Raw genomic sequence first — 18,083 nt, forward strand, 5'->3', positions numbered from 1 at the left:
CCGAGAGAGCGTTATGTCGCTAACAGAGGATGTTTATCATGCGCGATCAGAGCGTTAGTGCTTGAGCTGTGCGGCTTGCTGGCAAAGAGGGCTGACGATGATTGACTCTGTTGTAATGGAATTTGGCAACATGGTTGGCATGTTGCCATTTGGTCAGGAAACCTGGAGTGCGCAGCAACAGGATATCCCCCTGATTGCAGGAAGCAGTTGCATTGTAGAGCCTAATGATGCGATGGGTTTGACTGTCTGTGCGTTTTCATTTGGCTGGACCCAAGATAGGTGGGCGCTGGTAAACGTGGAAGTTGCCTGTGGTGTGAGTGTTACCAGCTGAAGCGATAGCTCAGGGTCAGGTTCACGACGGGTTGCCAATCGCGATCCTTGATGAGCCACTGCTTGGCACCCGCTTCTGCGTCGAGTTGCCACTTTTGCCAAGCCCAACTGTGCTCCAGGGTTAGCCCCCAGTCTCGCCAACCTTCATGAGCATCATAAGCGGCCATGTGTGCCTGACTGCCCCGGGTCAGCCAGAGGTTGAGGGAGAGCCCGGCCGGCAGCGGCAGGCTGTGCTCCATGTACCAGAGCTGGCCATAACGGCCAGTGAGGTCGACGAGCTGGGACAACGTCAATTGATGGTCATCATCCAGCTGCCATCCCAGGCGCCACATAGCACTGAAACGGGTACTATCAACCACTGGCATGGATCCAACTCCCAAGGCGATAAAACTCTTTTCATAGAGAGGTAGTGCCAGCCCGGCACTGCTTCCGTTAGTGAAAAGGAGCCCAACCTGGGTCTCCCGTTCATAACCCCACCAGAGTTGGCTGTGCTGGGTTGCGTTACTACTGGCCTGGTTACTATCCAGTTGCCAGCTGCTGCCCAGTAACAACTCCTTTGCTTGCAATGGTAGCGTCACCAGTATTAGCAGCGACAGCCAATACTTATTTGCCATATAGCCGCGCCCAGTCCCGATCCTGATGCATTCCCATCAGATGACAGATGATGCCGGAGCGCTGGAAAGCATAAATAAGCAGTATGCTGGCGGTGCAGAGCAACATGATAAGGCCAAAACTGTTGGGCAGTATGGTGCCCTGACGGGCGGTCCACCACAGTAGCAAGGGGCCCCACAGGTGCACGAAGATGCTCTTGTGGAAGATGAAGACGGTCAGCGAGTACATGCCGATCCAGTTGAGTGGTCGCCAGCAGAGACGGATATTGTGTTGGTGTAGCCAGAGCACGGTACCGATCACCAGAAACTCCATACCCCAGATCCCGGCTCGGCCGATCATGTCCAGCGCCAGTTCGTGTTCGTTGGCGTAGATGTCGTTGAGCTCGACCGTGCTTGTCTCGCCGAACATGAGATAGATGGCCAGCGCCACCAGCGACAGCGTCAGTACCAGACGGTTGAGGCGATCTCGCCATTGTGGGCGCTGATGCCAGCACCAGCCATAGAGAAAGCCGAAACAGCCACTGGCCATGAAGAGGTCGAGACGGGCATCCAGCTCATAGTCTGGGTGAACGTGCAGCTTCATCCAGCTGTCGATATGGCCGAGCAGATCCTGTACGCCGAGTTGATCCAGTAGCAGGCTTAGAAGGGTCAGCAGGAGCATGCCGCGGATGCCGAACCAGGCATACACCATGGAGAAGAGCGCCAGCAGGCACATCCAGAGCATGACCGGGTAGAACGAGATGGCCTCGCCGAAGTTGGGGGCAATGACCAACCCTTCGACATAGAGCATCAGTATGATGCTGGCAAACAGGGCCAGCTTGCTGCCCAGCTGCGGCTTGAAGCTGGCCTGATCGCGGCGGCTCAGGTTGAATGCGGCCAAGGCCAGGTAGATCTGGCTGACCCAGGGGATTAACCAGGCTGATGCGTGTGCTGTCAGCTGATCCATGGGGAGCAGGTGTCCCGCCATTGCCTTGTGTGATACATAGAAGCTGTCCCACAAGGCATGTTCCCGATTGAAGAAATCGATGTACCAGTAGTTGAGGTAACCGGTGTAGTGCTCGAAGACGGCCATGAAGATGACAAGCCCGCGCAACAGATCGAGGCCTGTGATGCGCGCATCCTGTGGAGGCATACGATTGCTCCTGTGTAGTGTGGCGAAAGGAGCGGCACTATATCGGCTTTTGTAAAACTGAACGGGAGCTGAATGTAAGCAAATATTACGGGGAGCTGTACCGATGTGCTTGTAATGACTGGGAAGTGCCTGACCTGGCTGTCATGATTTGCAATATTATTGGCTATTTTTTAGCCTTTCTCTCGGCCAAATGCCTGAATACCGCGCACCAGTACCAGCCAGCCGAGCAGATGGAACGGGAGGGCAAGCAGATAGAGCAGCAGGAAGTGCGACTCGCTGCCGCTGCTGTTGATGAAGTCGATCCAGGCGGCCAGCAGCGCCAGCATGCCGGCAATCTGGAAGCGGCGGCGCAACACCACCTCGACGCCGAGATTGGCAAGGTAGAGGGTGAGCAGGATGCCGGCAAATCCGGTGAGCTGGGCGGTGCCGTAGAGCTCGCGATCCGGGTTGAACAGCAGCGCAATCAGGGGAGTAATGCCCTGATCCAGCGGGATCAGGGCCAGCAGCCAGCATGCAATCAGAAGCAGGGCTGTCTTCATCGCGGCCTCAGTCGGCAGACGGTGCCGGTTTGACCAGAGAGAGGTAGTTGGCATCCATCTTGAGGAAGACCCCCAGCAGACGGGCACTGGCGCCGTAGAAGCCAAACCGGTCGGCGGCGCGACAGGCGCTTTCGAACTTGTCAAACCAGCCCAGCAGATGGCCGTGCAGCAGCGCTTCCTGCTCGTCGAGCCAGCGTTCCCGTTCGGCCGCGCTCTTGGCTTCCGCCGCGCGGATGATGAGATTGCCCATCAGATCCAGCTCGATGGCCAGATGGTCGGCAGGCTCTTTGTATTTATCGCTGACATTGATACCAAGGCGATCGAGGCGGGCCTGCATCTCGGCCATCGGGGCCTGCATCAGTAGCTTTGCCTCGCCACGATAGAGCGATTCGTAGGGCAGGGCGCCCTGTTTGGGATCCACCAGAAACAGGCCGGCGAAGTCGGCGGCGAGTTCCAGTTGGCGATCCGGGCGCACCAGCAGGCGGGCGATGGCCTCGTTGAGTTCGGCCACGGCTTCGCGCATCGGATCCAGGGTGGAGAGGCTTTTCAGGAAGCTTCGCACATCATAGGTGTCATATTCGGCGATCTGCTCATCACTGAGTTCGGCGGCGAACAGGGTGGAGAACCACCAGTAGAGTTCGGCCCGGCGTTCGCTGGTAGCCATAAATTCCTGCATTTTTCCTCCGTGGATGGCAATCGGGAGCCTTGATGGCTCCCGATTCTAACGACTTTAAAAATAAAGGAAACTCAAGGGGGCGCTTTCATCCCCCCAGGGTCAGAGTGCCGGGAACATGGGGTCGATGCCTTTGGCCGATTCCGGCGCGCCGAAGGCAGTGACGGCAGGTGCCTGCCCGCGGAACTTCTCGATCTCCACCAGCGCGGTATGGGCCGTGGTAGCCTGCGCCAGGCTGGAGGAGCCGATGTCGGCGGTCAGCACGTTGGGATCGCCGTAGGTACAGAGAGTGCCCACCTTGCCACCTTCTTGCGGGCCATACCAGGCTCCTTCCTGAATGCGCACCACGCCGGGAGCGTAGTCATCGCTCACCACCAGACCGGCCAATACCTGACCGCGGCCGTTGAACACCCGCACCAGATCGCCGTCCTTGAGGCCGCGGGATTTGGCATCCTGCGGATTCATATAGACAGGTTCGCGACCCTGCACCGTGTAGGTGGCGCGGTAGTTGTCGGAGGAGCAGAGCTGGCTGTGCAGCCGCTTGTCCGGGTGGCAGGATTGCAAGTGCAGCGGGTACTGTTTGCTGCCCGGCCCGCCGTGAGAGCGCTCGTAGGGCTCGATCCAGACCGGGTGGCCCGGGCAATCCCCATAGCCGTAGTCGGCGATGGTCTTGGAGTAGATCTCGATGAGACCGGACGGGGTACCCAGTGGTTCCAGATCCGGCTCCTGACGGAACGACTCGTGGCGCACCCAGGGTTGGCCTGCCGGGAAGGTGACGAAGCCCTCGCCGTGCCAGAACTGGCTGAAACGGGGCAGACGGATGCCGATGCCGCGACCCTGCAGGCGGGCATCGTCATAGATGCTCTGGATCCACTCCAGCTTGCTTTTGCCACCGGTGAACTCGGCCTCGCGACCGAAGCGACGGCAGAGATCGGCGAAGATGTCGTAGTCATCCCGCGCCTCGAACAGCGGCTCAACCACCTTGTACATGGCCAGAATGCCCGCGTTGGAGTGGGAGCCCCACTGCTCTATGTCGTCCCGCTCATAGGTGGTGGTGGCGGGCAGCACGATATCGGCGAAACGGCAGCTGGCGGTCCACTGGTGATCGATGCTGACCACGGTTTCCAGCTTGCGCCATGCGGCGACCATCTTGTTGCGATCCTGCTGGTGGTGGAACGGGTTGTTGCCGCAGAACACCGCCATCTTCATGTGGGGGTAGGTGATGGTCTGGCCGTTGAAGGCGATCTGCTTGCCCGGATTGAGGATGCAGTCGACGAAACGGGCCACCGGAATGTACTTGGAGTAGCCCTTCCAGTCGCCGTCATGGAGTGGTTTAACGCCGGGAATGACCGAGCTGAAACCGGACATGATGGGGCCGCTGGAGGTGATGGTGCCCGCTCCGTTGTAGTGCCAGCCAAAGCCGTAACCGCCCCCCGGCAGGCCGATCTGGCCAAGCATGGAGGCCAGTACCACCAGCATCCAGGCGTACTGCTCGCCGTGGTGCATGCGCTGCACACACCAGCCGCCGATAAGCTGGGTGCGGCCGCTGCTCATGGCGCGGGCCAGCTCGCGGATGGTCTCGGCTGGTACGCCACAGATGGCCGCGGCCCACTCGGCATCCTTCACCTGACCGTCGCTGGTACCCAGCAGATAGGGCAGGAACTTGTCAAAACCGGTGGTGTAGTTCTTCAGGAACGCCTCATCGTGGCGCTTCTCGCTGTAGAGGGTGTGGGCGATGCCCAGCATCAGCGGCACGTCGGTTTGCGGATTCAGGGTCACCTGATCGCAATTGAGGTACTTCTGGGTCTTGGATTTGACCGGATCGACACTGATCACCCGGATCTCGCCCTTGGCCACCTTCTCTTTCAGCTGTGCCCAGTAGTCGTAGACGCTGTGATCCGGCACCAGCCAGCCAACCTGCAGGTTCTTGATGGGATCGGAGCCCCAGATAACGATGGTCTTGCTGTGCTCCAGCACCAGCGGCCAGGAGGTCTGCTGTTCATACACCTCCATGGCGCCGGCCACGTGGGGCAGGATCACCTGGGCGGCACCGGTGGAGTAGTCACCGGCCTTGGCCAGATAGGTGCCGTGCAGGTTCATGGCACGCCCCAACATGGCGCCAGCAGAGTGCAGCTTGCCCACTGACTGCCAGCCGGAGTGGCCGGCATAGAGGGCGCTCGGGCCATAGGTTTTCTGCACCCGCTCCAGCTCGTGATAGAAAAAATCGAGCGCCTGGGACCAGGTGACCCGCACGAAGCGGTTCTGGCCGCGTTCGCTGGTGTCGGACTGGTGCCCCTTGCGCAGCCAGTCCAGCCGCACCATGGGGTAGCGGATGCGGGAGGGGTTGTAGACCACCTCACTCAAGGCTTTGAGCATGTCGGTGGGGTGCTTGTCATGCTCGAACGGCAGGGTCTCGACCCAGCGGCCATCGACCACCCGGGCACGGAAGGCGCCCCAGTGGGAGCCGGACTGCACCAGCTTGTCGCCGGACTCGGCGGCCATCACGGCGCGACCGAGCAGAGAGGGGCCGATCAGGGCAGAGGCACCGCTGGCCAGCAAGCCACCCAGAAAACCACGACGGGAAATATTGATCATCTTGTTATTCCTCTTTCGAATCCGGACTTAGTGGCTGCCCTGACCACCGGTATCGGCGGCATGGTTTTGCAGGTATTTGAGCAGGGTGCGCTCCTCTTCCTTGCTCAGACGGTAATAGGCAGACATCGCCTTGAGTCCCGAAATCCAGCCGTTGGCAGTGAAGTGAGCGGGATCCGGTGCGCCGTGGCAGGAGTTGCAGGTGGATTTGTACATCTCGCCGGCGTAATCCCAGATCGGCTTAAGTGAAGACTCAAAGCCCTTGCCATCGACCCAGGCCTGCACCTGAACCTGCTCCCACTTGATATGGGTGGCGCTGTCGGTCTCCTGCTTGAGCACTTTCTCGCTCGCTTTCAGTTCATCACGGATGGTGGCGACGAAGACCCGCTTGCCCATGTATTCACTCAGCACCCGGCCCTTGCCATCGCTCTCGCGCCACCCTTCGATGGTCACCTTGAGGCGATCGCCGCTGCGGTCTACGACGTCGATGCGGGAGGCAGGTAGCAGTTTGCCGACCGGGTCGGTGCTCTGTTCGCTGGCATAGAGATCTTTTTCACCCAGGTTGTAGAGGGTCTCGGCGGCTGGCGCCTCTTGCGCGTCGTTGACCAGGGTGGCGTAAGTGGCCCGGAAGCCGCCCGCCATGTTGGGCAGTTCGTGGGCGATGCCCTTGTGGCACTCGATGCAGTTCATGTTCTTCGCCGCCGCATCTTTCATCGCCAGCGCTGCCGCCGGGGACTGCTTGGCGTGATCCATGTTGTCGTAGCTGTGGCAGGACTTGCAGGTCTTGGAGTTCTGGCTGCTCATCCGCGCCCACACCTTCTCGGCCAGATGCAGGCGCCTGTCTTCGAACTTCTCCTGGGTGTCGATGCTGTGGCCTATGTACTCCTGATAGAGGTCGTTGGCTGCCTCCATCTTGCGGGCCACCTTGCCGACGAAATCCTTCGGCTGGTGACAGTCGGTACAGACCGCCTGTACCCCTGAGGCATTCTTGAAGTGGATGGACTCCTTGTACTCCGGATAGACGGTGTCTTTCATGGAGTGGCAGGAGATACAGAATTCGAGGCTGCTGGTTTTCTCAAAGCCATAGTGCAGGCCGACGGTGCCCGCTAGGGTGACGCCGACGCCCACCAGAAGCAGCGCCAGTACCGACCAGCGGCGGCTGGGGGTGCGCAGGAAGTGCCACAGTTTTTTCATCATGCTCTCTCACATCACTTTTTTGATGGGAGCCATGATAGGGAGGCGTTGTGAACAGGGCTGCCGCCACAAATTAATGAAATAGGGGTATTTATGACAAAATGTGAATAGAATAATCCTCCCTTGTCGACCATCGTGAACCCTGCCCATGAGCTACCACATTCTGGTTGTTGAAGATGATGCGGTTACCCGCGAGAAGCTGACCGGCTATTTCGAGCGGGAGGGCTATCGGGTGACGGCGGTCGAAAATGGCCAGGAGATGCGCGCCGTGCTGGCGGAGCAGCCGGTCGATCTGGTGATGCTGGATATCAACCTGCCGGGGGAAGATGGTCTGCTGCTGACCCGTGAACTGCGGGCGCGCAGCACGGTGGGGATCATTCTGGTCACCGGCCGCAGCGATGCGGTGGACCGGATTGTCGGCCTCGAGATGGGGGCCGACGACTATGTCACCAAGCCGTTCGAGCTACGGGAGTTGCTGGTGCGGGTCAAGAATCTGCTGTGGCGGATCTCGCTGGCGGCCGCTGCGTCGAGCGAGCCTGCGGTGGCTGACGATGCGGTGCGCTTTGGCCCCTGGCGTTTTGACATCCCCCGTCGCCAGCTCAGCAAGGACGGAGTGCCGGTGCGCCTGACCAAGGCCGAATATGAAGTGCTGGTGGCCTTTGTCGCCCATGCCGGGCGGGTGCTCAGTCGGGAGCGGATCCTGACCCTCATCAGCCATCGCGGCGATGGCCCGAGCGATCGCACCATAGATGTGTTGATCCGGCGGCTGCGCGGCAAGATGGAAGCGGATCCACGGGATCCCCAGCTGTTTGTCACCGTCCATGGTGAAGGCTATCTGTTTGCCGGCGAGATAGCCTCCTGACTCCGTTGCGGTGGCCCTGGCCTGTTTGACCGGGTATCAGACCGGCGGGCGGGTATCAAATTGCGGGCAGTCGTCGCCAATCTGGTGCCAGGGCGCCTTGGAGCCAACGAAGATGTGAAACGCGGGCCGCTGGCTCGGCACGTCGTCCAGTACTCCGAGGCGCAGATTGATCTTGCCGCTGCTGCTCTTCTGGCTGAACAGGCTGGAGCCGCAGTGACGACAGAAGGCCAGGGTGGTCTCTGCCGATTTCCGGTAGCGGCCGATGGCCTCTTCCCCCTTCACTATGGTGACCTTGTTGCCATCCAGTCCGCCGACCGAGGCGTAATCTCCCCCTGAAAACTTGCGGCATTCGCTGCAGTGGCAGTTCCCCATATAGTCAAACTGATCCGGCAGGGTCAGGGCGACGGCGCCGCACAGGCAGCTGGCATGTAACTCTTTCATCTCTTCTCCTTGAGTGTGCTAATCGGATTTGGAACGGCTATTCGACCCGATAGACGGGACGAAAAGCGCCATCCGAGAGGGAATCGGCGGGGTCGGTCAGTGGCGCAGACAGCGTCAGAATGGGTGGCCCCATCACCCGCGGACACTGCTCGGCATTGGCATCAGGGTGTTGTAGCAGGCAGACCGCCTGAGCGACCGCAAGGCGCCCCTGCAGCCGCATCTGATCGCTGTTGGCTGCCAGGATCTTGCCCCGGCGCAGGCCCCGCTGTATCCCGTGGCTGAAGTAGGTGCTCAGCACCCGTGGTCTGTCGAGATGGCGCTGCGCCAGCTCGTTGACCGCCACTTCGGCGGCGATGGCGCCCCCCACCAGATAGTCGAGGTCGGGATAGCGGGCCAGCGTCTGCTGCACCAGCGTGCGCTGGATTTCCCGGCTGTTGTCGCCGCGCTCGGTGGTGACCAGCTTGATGGCGCTCCCCTTGATGGCGTCGGCAAAGCCCGGCTCGACGAAGTTGTTGCCGCCACTCGCCTGCGGGCCGGGGAAGAGGGCAACCGAGACCGGTTTGCTGCCAGCGGGGTGACGCTGCGCCAGCCAGTGGCCGATTTGCCAGCCCATCTGGTACCAGGAGACCCCCACCTTGGCCTGCACCAGACCGCTGGGCAGATCGTTGACCAGACCAAAGAGCGGCAGCGGCGTGGCCTCGATGGCCTCGCGCAAGCCCTGATAGCTCACCGCGCCGAGCAAGATGGCGTCGCTCCCTTCCTGCACGCAGCGCAGCAACTGCTGGCGCTGCTCGGCGAGGGCGCCATAGCCCCCCGCTTCGTGGATCTGCAACTTGACTCCCAGCCGCTTCGCCTCGTCCACCATGCCCTGATTGACCGAAAGCCAGTAGGCGTCGCGCAGATGGGGGTAGAGGGCACAGAGGGTCAGCGGTTTGGTTGCGGCGGCGGGTTCCGGCCACTGCTGGCGCAGCGGCTGGCCGCTGAATTCGCCGCCGGGCCAGATATCGACCGCAAAGGCGAGGGCGGCGCGGGGAAGCATTAGCAACCACATGAGCAACAACGGGGAGAGATAGACGCTTCGCATGGCCAGGGGTTTTGTTAAAGTGTTGGGGCATATTATCCGGTCAAAGCCGACCACAACCAAGGGACTTCCCGTGAGAATCTTTTCCGGCCTGGGTGGCAAGTTGCTGCTGGCCTTCTCCCTGATGGCGTTGTTGACCCTGAGTGCCTCCCTGCTGGGCTGGGTGGGGCTTAGCCATCTGCGCCAGCTGGAGCAAGGGGTGCAGCAGACGTTGGCCGATCAGGAGCTGGCCCGCACGCTCTCTCGCCTCAGCGGCGAGATCCAGAGCGCGTCGCGGCTGCTGGCCACAGCAACCAGCGAGCAGGAGCGGGAGCATCAGGGACGCTTGCTCACCCTGCAGGGGCAACAGCTGCAACAGGTGCTGGCGCAACTTGGTCGTGGGCAGGGTTCAACAAGCCTCGATCAGCTCAGTCAGAGCATCATCGGCAATCTGGGCCAGCAGGGTTGGCTGGTGGGAGAGCGCCTGACCCTGATGGTGCAGGGTGAAGCGCAGCGGGCCCGTCTGGTGGCGGCGGCCGGGCAGATTGCCGAGCTGGCGCGCAGCCAGATGGAGAACGCCGAAACCGTGATGGTGGCGGGATTGGGTTCCCTCTACCAACAGCAAGGTGCGCAGGCGACCCGGACGCTGGACCGCCTGCTGGAGCAGGATCTCGACTGGCTGGAGCAGATGACCGAGCTGCGCCATCGCACCCTGATGCAGCAGCAGCGCATCGAAGAGATGTGGCGCAGCGAACGACAGGAACAGTTGCAAACGCTATTGCAAGAGGGGCAGAGGGAGCTGGCTATCTTGCAACTGCGGGCCGGGGTGGTGACCGATCCGGCCCGCAGGCAGGCGGTGGCGCAGGCGCTGACTGTGCTGGCGCAGAGCGACAAGCTGGTACAACTGCGCAGTGACTGGCTCGGCAAGGGGGAGGCGCTGCGGGTGCTGGCCAATGCCAATGAGGCCCTGATGAGCAGCCTCAACCAGCAGGTCGGAGAGCTGGTCAGCCGTGCCCGCGATTCGCTGGGGCAGAGCCAGCAGGCGCTAAGCCAGCGCCTCAGGCTGCTGGAGCAGGCGTTGATGGCCATTGGCCTGCTCACCCTGCTACTGCTGATGCTGCTGATGTGGCGCATGGTCTATGGCCGGATCGTCTGGCCGCTGCAACGGGCGGTGGCGGGGATGAGCCGGTTGGCGCGCGGGGATCTGGCCCCCCTTGAGCCTATCGCCAGTACCGGGCGCGATGAGCTGGCGGAGCTGGGGCGGGCCCTGCAGGTGTTTCGTGACAATGCGGTGGAGCTGGGCCGCTATCAGCGCGAGCTGGAGTCGCGGGTCGAGGAGCGCACCGGCCAGCTCAGCCACGCCAACGAGCGGCTCAATGAGGAGGTGGAGAAGCAGCGGCAGGCCCGCGCCGAGGCAGAGCAGGCCAACCGGGCCAAGTCGGTGTTTCTCGCCACCATGAGCCACGAGATCCGCACCCCCATGAACGGCATTCTCGGGGGCCTGACGCTGCTGGAAGATACCCACCTGAGCGATACCCAGCAGCGATATCTGGCCGCCATCGAGCACAGTGGCGAATCCCTGCTGGAGATCCTCAACGACATTCTCGACTACTCCAAGATAGAAGCGGGCCATGTGGAGGCGCGCCGTGAGCCCTTCCCCCTGTTCCTGTTGGTGGATGAGCTCAGCGCGTTGTTCCGGCCAAAGGCAGAGGCCAAGGGGGTCACCCTGGCGCTGGAGTATGCGCCCGGGCTGGCGCCTGTGGTCGAGGGGGATCTGGGCAAGCTGCGCCAGGTGCTCGGCAACTTGCTCGGCAATGCGGTCAAGTTTACCGCCCGTGGCCAGATTACCCTGACGGTGGCACCTCTTGCCTGCCAAGGCCCTTGCGCCGAGCCCTGCATCCGCTTCGTGGTGCGCGATACAGGCCCCGGCATTCCGGCCGATGAGCAGGAGGCGGTGTTCGAGGCGTTTCGCCAGCGCAAGCGTGATATAGGCCATCAGGGCGGCACCGGGCTGGGACTGGCGATCAGCCGCAAGCTGGTGGCCGCCATGGGTGGCGAGCTGAGCCTTGTCAGCGAACCGGGCAAGGGGTGTGAATTCAGCTTCAGCCTGCCCTTGCAACGCTCGAGTGCCCAGCTGCCCGCCGAGGCGCAACCGCTGCACCTTGGCCAGTCCCGTGACATCCTGCTGGTGGAGGATAACGAGATCAACCGGTTGGTGGCGCACGGCATGCTGACCCGCCTCGGCCATCGCGTCACCCTGGCGGAGGATGGCCGCAGCGCGCTGGCGCTGGTGACCGAGCGCCCCTTCGAGCTGGCGCTGCTCGATATCAATCTGCCCGATATGGACGGCATGACCCTGCGCGAGGATCTGGCCGCCATCAGCGAGGAGATGCATGAGCGGCCGCTGCCCGCCATCGCCATCTCGGCCCAGATGTATCCGGAGGATATCCGCCACTGCCTTGCCGCCGGCTTTGTCGATTTTGTCGGCAAGCCGGTGCGGCTGGCGGTGCTGGCGAACGCCATCGATCAACTATTTCGGCAAGAGGGCGCCGCTATTGAGCCGCAGGTGCAATTATCAGTAGCCGTGCCCCCAACTAACCACCCCGAGTGGGCCAATCCGGTGCTGGATGCCGATCTGCTCCTGCTCGGCATGGCGCGGATCCGCCAGCTGGTCGCGCTGTTTGAGTCGCAAGGGCGGGTGTTGGTGGATAAGTTGGCTCAGGGTGAGGGGAGTGAGCAACGTCAGCTGGCGCACAAGCTCAAGGGGAGTGCGCTGGCGCTGGGGTTGACCGAATTTGCCAGCCATTGCGCGGCTCTTGAGGCGGGAGGCGGTGAGCCTGCGGCAATCGGGGCGCAATTTGACGCGGCGGTGAGCGGGTTGCAGCAGTGGCTGGCGGCCAACAGGGATGCGCCATTCTGATCCCTGCTGGCGATGCACAACGTTCAGAGGGGGCCAGCCCCTGCGCCGTTATTCGCTCTCGCGAAACAGCACCTGCTTGCACTTGGCACAGACCCATTCCCGGCGAAAATCGGTCAGGTGCACCATGCCCACCTCCAGCAACTCGTGGTGGCCGCAGTGATAACAGAAGATGATGTCGCCATCGACTGATTCAGGGTGGGCCGCCAGATAGTCGGCTTTGGTGGGGAGTTGATCCCACGAGGTGGTGGGGACATGCTTGCGTTGGCTGGTGTAGTAGACCCAGTAGAACAGAAAAAAGACAGCCAGGATCACGAATGTCAGCAGATGGTCCATCTTGAACTCCTCCGGTTAGGTGCAGCCCCTCGGATGCATGGCTGCAATCAGCTCCATCATCATTAAATTTGTTTCGAATGAATATGTTACAGGATGGATAAAGAGGGCGTTGTGATCCCCTTCGGGTTTTGCCCGCCCGCAGCGGGATGAAAAATGTGCCGCTTGGCGGAGCGGCCAGGGTATTGAACGGGGAGGGAATCTTGTTTTTTACAACATAAATTCAACATTTTTTTAGGTGGTTGGACTGTCTCTTTGATCCAGCTCACGTTACAATGCCAGCGCCCACTTCACCTAACGCGCAAACGATTTTCAGGAGAGAAACGGATGTTGAAACGTGACATGACCATCGCCAATTATGATCCGCAATTGTGGCAGGCCATCACAGACGAAACCCGTCGTCAGGAAGAGCATATCGAGCTGATTGCGTCTGAGAACTACACCAGCCCCCGTGTCATGGAAGCCCAGGGCTCCCAGCTGACCAACAAGTACGCCGAAGGTTACCCCTCCAAGCGTTACTACGGTGGTTGCGAGTATGTGGATGTGGTCGAAACCCTGGCCATCGAGCGCGCCAAAGAGCTGTTCGGGGCCACTTACGCCAACGTGCAGCCGCACTCCGGCTCCCAGGCCAACAGCGCCGTCTACATGGCCCTGCTGCAGCCGGGCGACACCGTACTGGGCATGAACCTGGCCCACGGCGGTCACCTGACCCACGGCTCTCCGGTCAACTTCTCCGGCAAGCTTTACAACATCGTGCCTTACGGTATCGATGAGTCCGGCAAGATCGACTACGACGACATGGAACGTCAGGCTGTCGAGCACAAGCCGAAGATGATGATCGGTGGCTTCTCCGCCTACTCCGGCATCGTTGACTGGGCCCGCATGCGCGAAATCGCCGACAAGGTCGGTGCCTACCTGTTCGTCGACATGGCTCACGTGGCTGGTCTGATTGCCGCTGGTGTCTACCCGAACCCGGTTCCCCACGCTCACGTGGTCACCTCCACCACCCACAAGACCCTGGCCGGTCCGCGTGGTGGTCTGATCCTCTCCGCCGCTGACGACGAGGAGCTCTACAAGAAGCTCAACTCTGCCGTCTTCCCGGGTGGTCAGGGTGGCCCGCTGATGCACGTCATCGCCGGTAAAGCCGTTGCCTTCAAAGAGGCGCTGGAGCCGGAGTTCAAGACCTATCAGGCTCAGGTCGTCAAAAACGCCAAGGCGATGGCTGCCACCTTTATCGAGCGCGGTTACAAGATCGTCTCCGGCGGTACCGACAACCACCTGATGCTGGTTGACCTGATCGGTCGCGAGCTGACCGGTAAGGACGCTGACGCTGCGCTGGGCAAAGCCAACATCACCGTCAACAAGAACTCCGTGCCCAACGACCCGCGCTCCCCGTTCGTCACCTCCGGTGTGCGTATCGGTACCCCGGCCATCACCCGCCGTGGTTTCAAGGAAGCCGAGTCCATCGAGCTGACCCACTGGATCTGCGACGTACTGGACAACCACGACAACGATGCCGTACTGGCCACCGTGCGCGAGAAGGTGCTGGATATCTGCCGCCGCTTCCCGGTTTATGGCTGATAAGTCAGACCATCCGGTTTGAGACCAATGCCACCTGCGGGTGGCATTGTTTTTTCTGGCTTTTACCGGTTTTGGATGGCCGTGCTACACTGGCCGACCTAGATCCTGGCCCGCCGGGCCGGTCCCTGTTCCATTAACGCCGGAGGTCCGATGCATTGCCCATTCTGTAGTGCGGTTGATACCAAGGTGATCGATTCCCGCTTGGTGGCAGAAGGCCATCAGGTGCGCCGCCGTCGTGAGTGTCTGCTCTGTCACGAGCGTTTTACCACCTTCGAGATGGCCGAACTGGTGATGCCCCGCGTCATCAAGTCCAACGGTTCCCGCGAGCCGTTCAATGAAGACAAGCTGCGCGCCGGCATCCTGCGGGCGCTGGAGAAGCGGCCGGTGAGCATGGAGGCCATCGAAAAGGCGGTCAACCATATCAAATCCCGCCTGCGTGCCACCGGCGAGCGTGAAGTCGCCTCCGAGCTGGTAGGCAATCTGGTGATGGATGAGCTCAAGAGTCTGGACAAGGTGGCCTATATCCGCTTTGCCTCCGTCTATCGCAGCTTCGAAGATATTCGCGAGTTCGGCGAAGAGATTGCCAAGCTGGAGAAGTAAACCGCCATTCTCACCCATGTTGCCGCGTCCGATTACGCTGCGCTAATCGAACCTACGATACTGCGTAAAGCCGAGATGTGTTGTCAAAGGAGCCCGAATGTTTAGTCAAGATGATTACCAATGGATGAGTCGGGCCCTCGAACTGGCCCGCCGCGGCCGCTACACCACGGCCCCCAACCCCTGCGTCGGCGCCGTGCTGGTCAAAGATGGCGTGGTGGTTGGCGAAGGGTGGCATCAGAAGGCGGGCGAGCCCCATGCCGAGGTTTACGCCCTGCGCGCCGCCGGTGACAACGCCCGTGGCGCTACCGCCTATGTAACCCTCGAACCCTGCTCTCATCACGGTCGTACTCCCCCCTGCGCCGAGGCGCTGATCAACGCCGGCGTGGCCCGGGTGGTGGCGGCCATGGTCGATCCCAATCCCCAGGTGGGCGGACGTGGCCTGCGGATGCTCTCCGAAGCGGGGATCAAGACAGATTTCGGCCTGCTGGCGAGCGAAGCCGAGGCGCTCAACCCGGGCTTTTTCAAGCGGATGCGTACCGCCTTCCCGCGGGTGACCGTCAAGCTGGGGGCCAGCCTCGATGGCCGCACCGCCATGGCGAGCGGCGAGAGTCAGTGGATCACCTCCCCGGATGCGCGCCGTGACGTGCAGCGGCTGCGGGCCCGCCACGATGCGGTGCTCTCCAGCGCCGAAACCGTGCTGGCCGATGGCGCTTCCCTGACCGTGCGCTGGGACGAGCTGCCCCCCTCGGTCAAGGCGAGCTACCCCAAAGAGACCCTGCGCCAGCCGCTGCGGGTCATCGTCGATTCGCAAAACCGCCTCACACCCGACTTGCCGCTGTTCCAGAGCGAGAGCCCGGTGCTGCTGGCCCGTCACAAGGCGTCCGGCGAGTGGCCCGAGTGGGTGCAGCAGTTGGAGCTGCCGCTGCTGGATGGCAAGCTGGATCTGGTCAGCCTGTTCATGTTGCTGGCCAAACAGAACGTCAACTCGGTGCTGGTCGAGGCGGGCCCGCGGCTCTGCGGCGCTCTGCTGGAAAAAGGGCTGGTGGATGAGCTGGTGCTCTATCAGGCTCCCAAACTGATGGGTGACGAAGGGCGCGGCCTGTTCCATCTGCCGGGTCTGACCCGGCTGTTCCAGGCCCCCAAGCTTGCCATCAAGGATGTGCGCATGGTGGGGCCGGATATTCGCATTACCGCCAAAATAGCCTGATTTATCAATGTTCAAGGGGGCATAATCAGTCCCCGTCATCAGCAAGGTGATCTGCATGTTTACCGGAATTATCGAAGCGGTGGGAACCCTGGCCGAGCTGCGCCGTCAGGGCGATGACATGGCCCTCACCGTCCACGCACCAGGTCTGGATTTTAGCGACGTCAAACTGGGCGACTCCATCGCCACCAACGGCGTCTGCCTCACCGTGGTGGCGCTGGGCGACAAGAGTTATACCGCCGACGTGTCGCTGGAAACCCTCTCCCGTACCGGTTTTGCCGCCGCCAGAGTGGGCGATCGGGTCAACCTCGAGAAGGCGCTGATGCCCACCTCCCGCCTCGGCGGCCATCTGGTCTCCGGCCATGTGGATGGGGTAGGGGAGGTGAAAAGCGTCTCCAGCAGCGGCCGCGCCATCGAGTACTGGATCAAGGCGCCGGGGGAACTCTCCCGCTATATCGCCGAGAAGGGCTCCATTGCGGTGGATGGCATCAGCCTCACCGTCAACGCGGTGCAGGGGGACCTTTTCCGCCTGACGATCGTGCCCCACACCGCGCAGGAGACCACTATTGCCAGCTGGAAGCCGGGTCACAAGGTCAACCTCGAGGTCGATCAGATCGCCCGTTATCTGGAGCGGCTGATGATGGGAAAAAGTCAGGAGAGCAGCGCCTCGACCCTGACCATGGAGACGCTGGCCAAGGCCGGTTTTCTCTGACGGTGTGCGCTGAGTCTGGCCACCAAAACGATTTTCTGTGATCCCGCTCTGATTGAAATGGAGCCGCTAGCCCCAATCTAGAGCAACATACACACGCATTTGCGTTGAGCCTGCGGGCTCAACCCCCAAGCACACTGATGGAGTAGCCCATGGCGCTGAGCACAACCCAGGAAATCATTGCCGATATCAAGGCTGGCAAGATGGTGATCCTGATGGATGACGAAGACAGGGAGAACGAAGGGGACCTCATCATGGCCGCCTCCTGCGTCCGTCCGGAGGATATCAACTTCATGGCCCGCTACGGCCGTGGCCTCATCTGCCTGACATTGACCCGGGATCGCTGCAAGCAATTGGCGCTGCCGCTGATGGTGGATCGCAACAATGCCCAGTTCTCCACCGCTTTTACCGTCTCCATCGAGGCGGCGGAAGGGGTGACCACTGGTATCTCAGCCGCCGATCGTGCGGTGACCGTGCAGGCGGCAGTGGCGCCCAATGCCAAGGCAGCCGATCTGGTGCAGCCGGGCCACATCTTCCCGCTGATGGCGCAGGATGGCGGCGTGCTGACCCGTGCCGGCCACACCGAAGCGGGCTGCGATCTGGCCCGTCTGGCCGGTTTCGAGCCTGCCGCCGTCATCGTCGAGATCCTCAACGAAGATGGCACCATGGCGCGCCGTCCGGATCTGGAGCTGTTCGCCGAGGAGCACGGCATCAAGCTTGGCACCATCGCCGACCTTATCGAGTACCGCAACCAGCACGAGACCACGGTCGAGAAGGTGGCCGAGTGCAAGCTGCCCACCGAGTTTGGCGAGTTTGACCTCATCACCTTCCGCGACACCATCGACAATCAGGTTCACTTCGCCCTGAAAAAGGGTGAGGTGCAGGCTGATCAGCCGACCCTGGTGCGCGTCCACCTGCACGATGTGCTGAGCGATCTGCTGCTGACCGACCGCCATGCAGCACGCAGCTGGCCGCTGCCTAAATCCATGGCCCGCATCGCTGACGAAGGCGGCGTGCTGGTGATCTTGGGAGCGGAAGCACACGGCGCCGAGCTGCTGGCCCGGGTCAAGGGCTTTGAAGCCGCTGACAAGGGACTGGCACCGGAAGGGGCCAGATGGCAGGGCACCTCGCGCCGGGTTGGCGTGGGTTCCCAGATCCTCAAGGCGCTCGGCGTGAGCAAGATGCGCCTGTTGAGCTCGCCGAAGAAGTACCATGCCCTCGGCGGTTTCGGTCTGGAAGTGGTTGAGTACGTCGGCGAGTAAAGCTCTACCAGAGAAGTACCATCCCCTTCCGGGTGGCTTCGGT

The 18,083-nt window shown here is 61.6% G+C and carries 17 protein-coding genes; 8 read left to right on the forward strand and 9 right to left on the reverse strand.

Annotated elements, in window-relative coordinates; all coding sequences use genetic code 11:
- The first annotated feature begins 97 nt into the window (after positions 1-97).
- The gene (locus G5533_RS08355; protein WP_216951968.1) at positions 98-331 is read left to right on the forward strand and encodes a hypothetical protein; all 234 of its coding nucleotides are present in this window, start codon (positions 98-100) and stop codon (positions 329-331) included.
- Here G5533_RS08355 and G5533_RS08360 read toward each other — a convergent pair.
- From G5533_RS08360 to torC, 6 genes are all read right to left on the reverse strand, one after another.
- Entirely contained in the window at positions 321-944 is a 624-nt protein-coding gene (locus tag G5533_RS08360) for a MipA/OmpV family protein (RefSeq protein WP_216951967.1), read from the reverse strand. The two genes, G5533_RS08355 and G5533_RS08360, sit on opposite strands and share 11 nt — an antisense overlap.
- Entirely contained in the window at positions 934-2,073 is a 1,140-nt protein-coding gene (locus G5533_RS08365; RefSeq protein WP_421222387.1) for a hypothetical protein, read from the reverse strand. The genes G5533_RS08360 and G5533_RS08365 overlap by 11 nt, the downstream gene beginning before the upstream one ends.
- A gap of 170 nt (positions 2,074-2,243) precedes the next feature.
- Positions 2,244-2,612, reverse strand: coding sequence for a hypothetical protein (locus G5533_RS08370; RefSeq protein WP_216951965.1), 369 nt, complete (start codon positions 2,610-2,612; stop codon positions 2,244-2,246).
- 7 nt (positions 2,613-2,619) lie between these two features.
- Entirely contained in the window at positions 2,620-3,288 is a 669-nt protein-coding gene (torD, locus tag G5533_RS08375) for a molecular chaperone TorD (protein WP_021230390.1), read from the reverse strand.
- Positions 3,289-3,387: 99 nt separating this feature from the next.
- Positions 3,388-5,880 carry a trimethylamine-N-oxide reductase TorA gene (gene torA, locus G5533_RS08380; RefSeq protein ID WP_005338899.1) on the reverse strand — a complete coding sequence of 831 codons (2,493 nt, stop codon included), beginning with the start codon at positions 5,878-5,880 and terminating at the stop codon, positions 3,388-3,390.
- A 27-nt stretch (positions 5,881-5,907) separates the two neighbouring features.
- Complete coding sequence (torC, locus tag G5533_RS08385; RefSeq protein WP_005343495.1) at positions 5,908-7,074, reverse strand: pentaheme c-type cytochrome TorC; 1,167 nt, start codon at positions 7,072-7,074, stop codon at positions 5,908-5,910.
- 145 nt (positions 7,075-7,219) lie between these two features.
- Between torC and torR the strand changes: the two genes are divergently transcribed.
- A complete protein-coding gene (gene torR / locus G5533_RS08390) occupies positions 7,220-7,933 on the forward strand; it encodes a two-component system response regulator TorR (protein ID WP_266134180.1) in 714 nt (237 codons plus the stop codon).
- A 36-nt stretch (positions 7,934-7,969) separates the two neighbouring features.
- Here the strand turns inward: torR and G5533_RS08395 are convergent, their stop codons facing one another.
- Positions 7,970-8,374, reverse strand: a complete 405-nt coding sequence (locus G5533_RS08395; protein ID WP_005338893.1) for a GFA family protein — start codon at positions 8,372-8,374, stop codon at positions 7,970-7,972.
- Positions 8,375-8,411: 37 nt separating this feature from the next.
- On the reverse strand, positions 8,412-9,458 hold the full coding sequence (gene torT, locus G5533_RS08400) for a TMAO reductase system periplasmic protein TorT (protein WP_421255681.1): 1,047 nt from the start codon (positions 9,456-9,458) through the stop codon (positions 8,412-8,414).
- A 70-nt stretch (positions 9,459-9,528) separates the two neighbouring features.
- On the opposite strand from torT, the gene torS reads away from it, so the two are divergent.
- Entirely contained in the window at positions 9,529-12,354 is a 2,826-nt protein-coding gene (torS, locus tag G5533_RS08405; RefSeq protein WP_421255680.1) for a TMAO reductase system sensor histidine kinase/response regulator TorS, read from the forward strand.
- 48 nt (positions 12,355-12,402) lie between these two features.
- On the opposite strand, the gene G5533_RS08410 is transcribed toward torS, so the two are convergent.
- Positions 12,403-12,687, reverse strand: a complete 285-nt coding sequence (locus G5533_RS08410) for a hypothetical protein (protein ID WP_076495685.1) — start codon at positions 12,685-12,687, stop codon at positions 12,403-12,405.
- Positions 12,688-13,011: 324 nt separating this feature from the next.
- On the opposite strand from G5533_RS08410, the gene glyA reads away from it, so the two are divergent.
- The 5 genes from glyA to ribBA all read left to right on the forward strand — a co-directional run bounded on the left by glyA (position 13,012) and on the right by ribBA (position 18,040).
- On the forward strand, positions 13,012-14,265 hold the full coding sequence (gene glyA, locus G5533_RS08415; protein ID WP_005338884.1) for a serine hydroxymethyltransferase: 1,254 nt from the start codon (positions 13,012-13,014) through the stop codon (positions 14,263-14,265).
- A 150-nt stretch (positions 14,266-14,415) separates the two neighbouring features.
- The gene (gene nrdR, locus G5533_RS08420; RefSeq protein WP_005338880.1) at positions 14,416-14,865 is read left to right on the forward strand and encodes a transcriptional regulator NrdR; all 450 of its coding nucleotides are present in this window, start codon (positions 14,416-14,418) and stop codon (positions 14,863-14,865) included.
- A gap of 97 nt (positions 14,866-14,962) precedes the next feature.
- Positions 14,963-16,072, forward strand: a complete 1,110-nt coding sequence (ribD, locus tag G5533_RS08425; RefSeq protein WP_005343507.1) for a bifunctional diaminohydroxyphosphoribosylaminopyrimidine deaminase/5-amino-6-(5-phosphoribosylamino)uracil reductase RibD — start codon at positions 14,963-14,965, stop codon at positions 16,070-16,072.
- Positions 16,073-16,127: 55 nt separating this feature from the next.
- Complete coding sequence (locus G5533_RS08430; protein WP_005349507.1) at positions 16,128-16,781, forward strand: riboflavin synthase; 654 nt, start codon at positions 16,128-16,130, stop codon at positions 16,779-16,781.
- A 149-nt stretch (positions 16,782-16,930) separates the two neighbouring features.
- A complete protein-coding gene (gene ribBA, locus G5533_RS08435) occupies positions 16,931-18,040 on the forward strand; it encodes a bifunctional 3,4-dihydroxy-2-butanone-4-phosphate synthase/GTP cyclohydrolase II (protein WP_421313412.1) in 1,110 nt (369 codons plus the stop codon).
- Positions 18,041-18,083: the final 43 nt, after the last annotated feature.

It is taken from the genome of Aeromonas sp. A600620 (genome assembly GCF_029479985.1).
Classification (GTDB): Bacteria; Pseudomonadota; Gammaproteobacteria; order Enterobacterales; family Aeromonadaceae; genus Aeromonas; species Aeromonas veronii_A.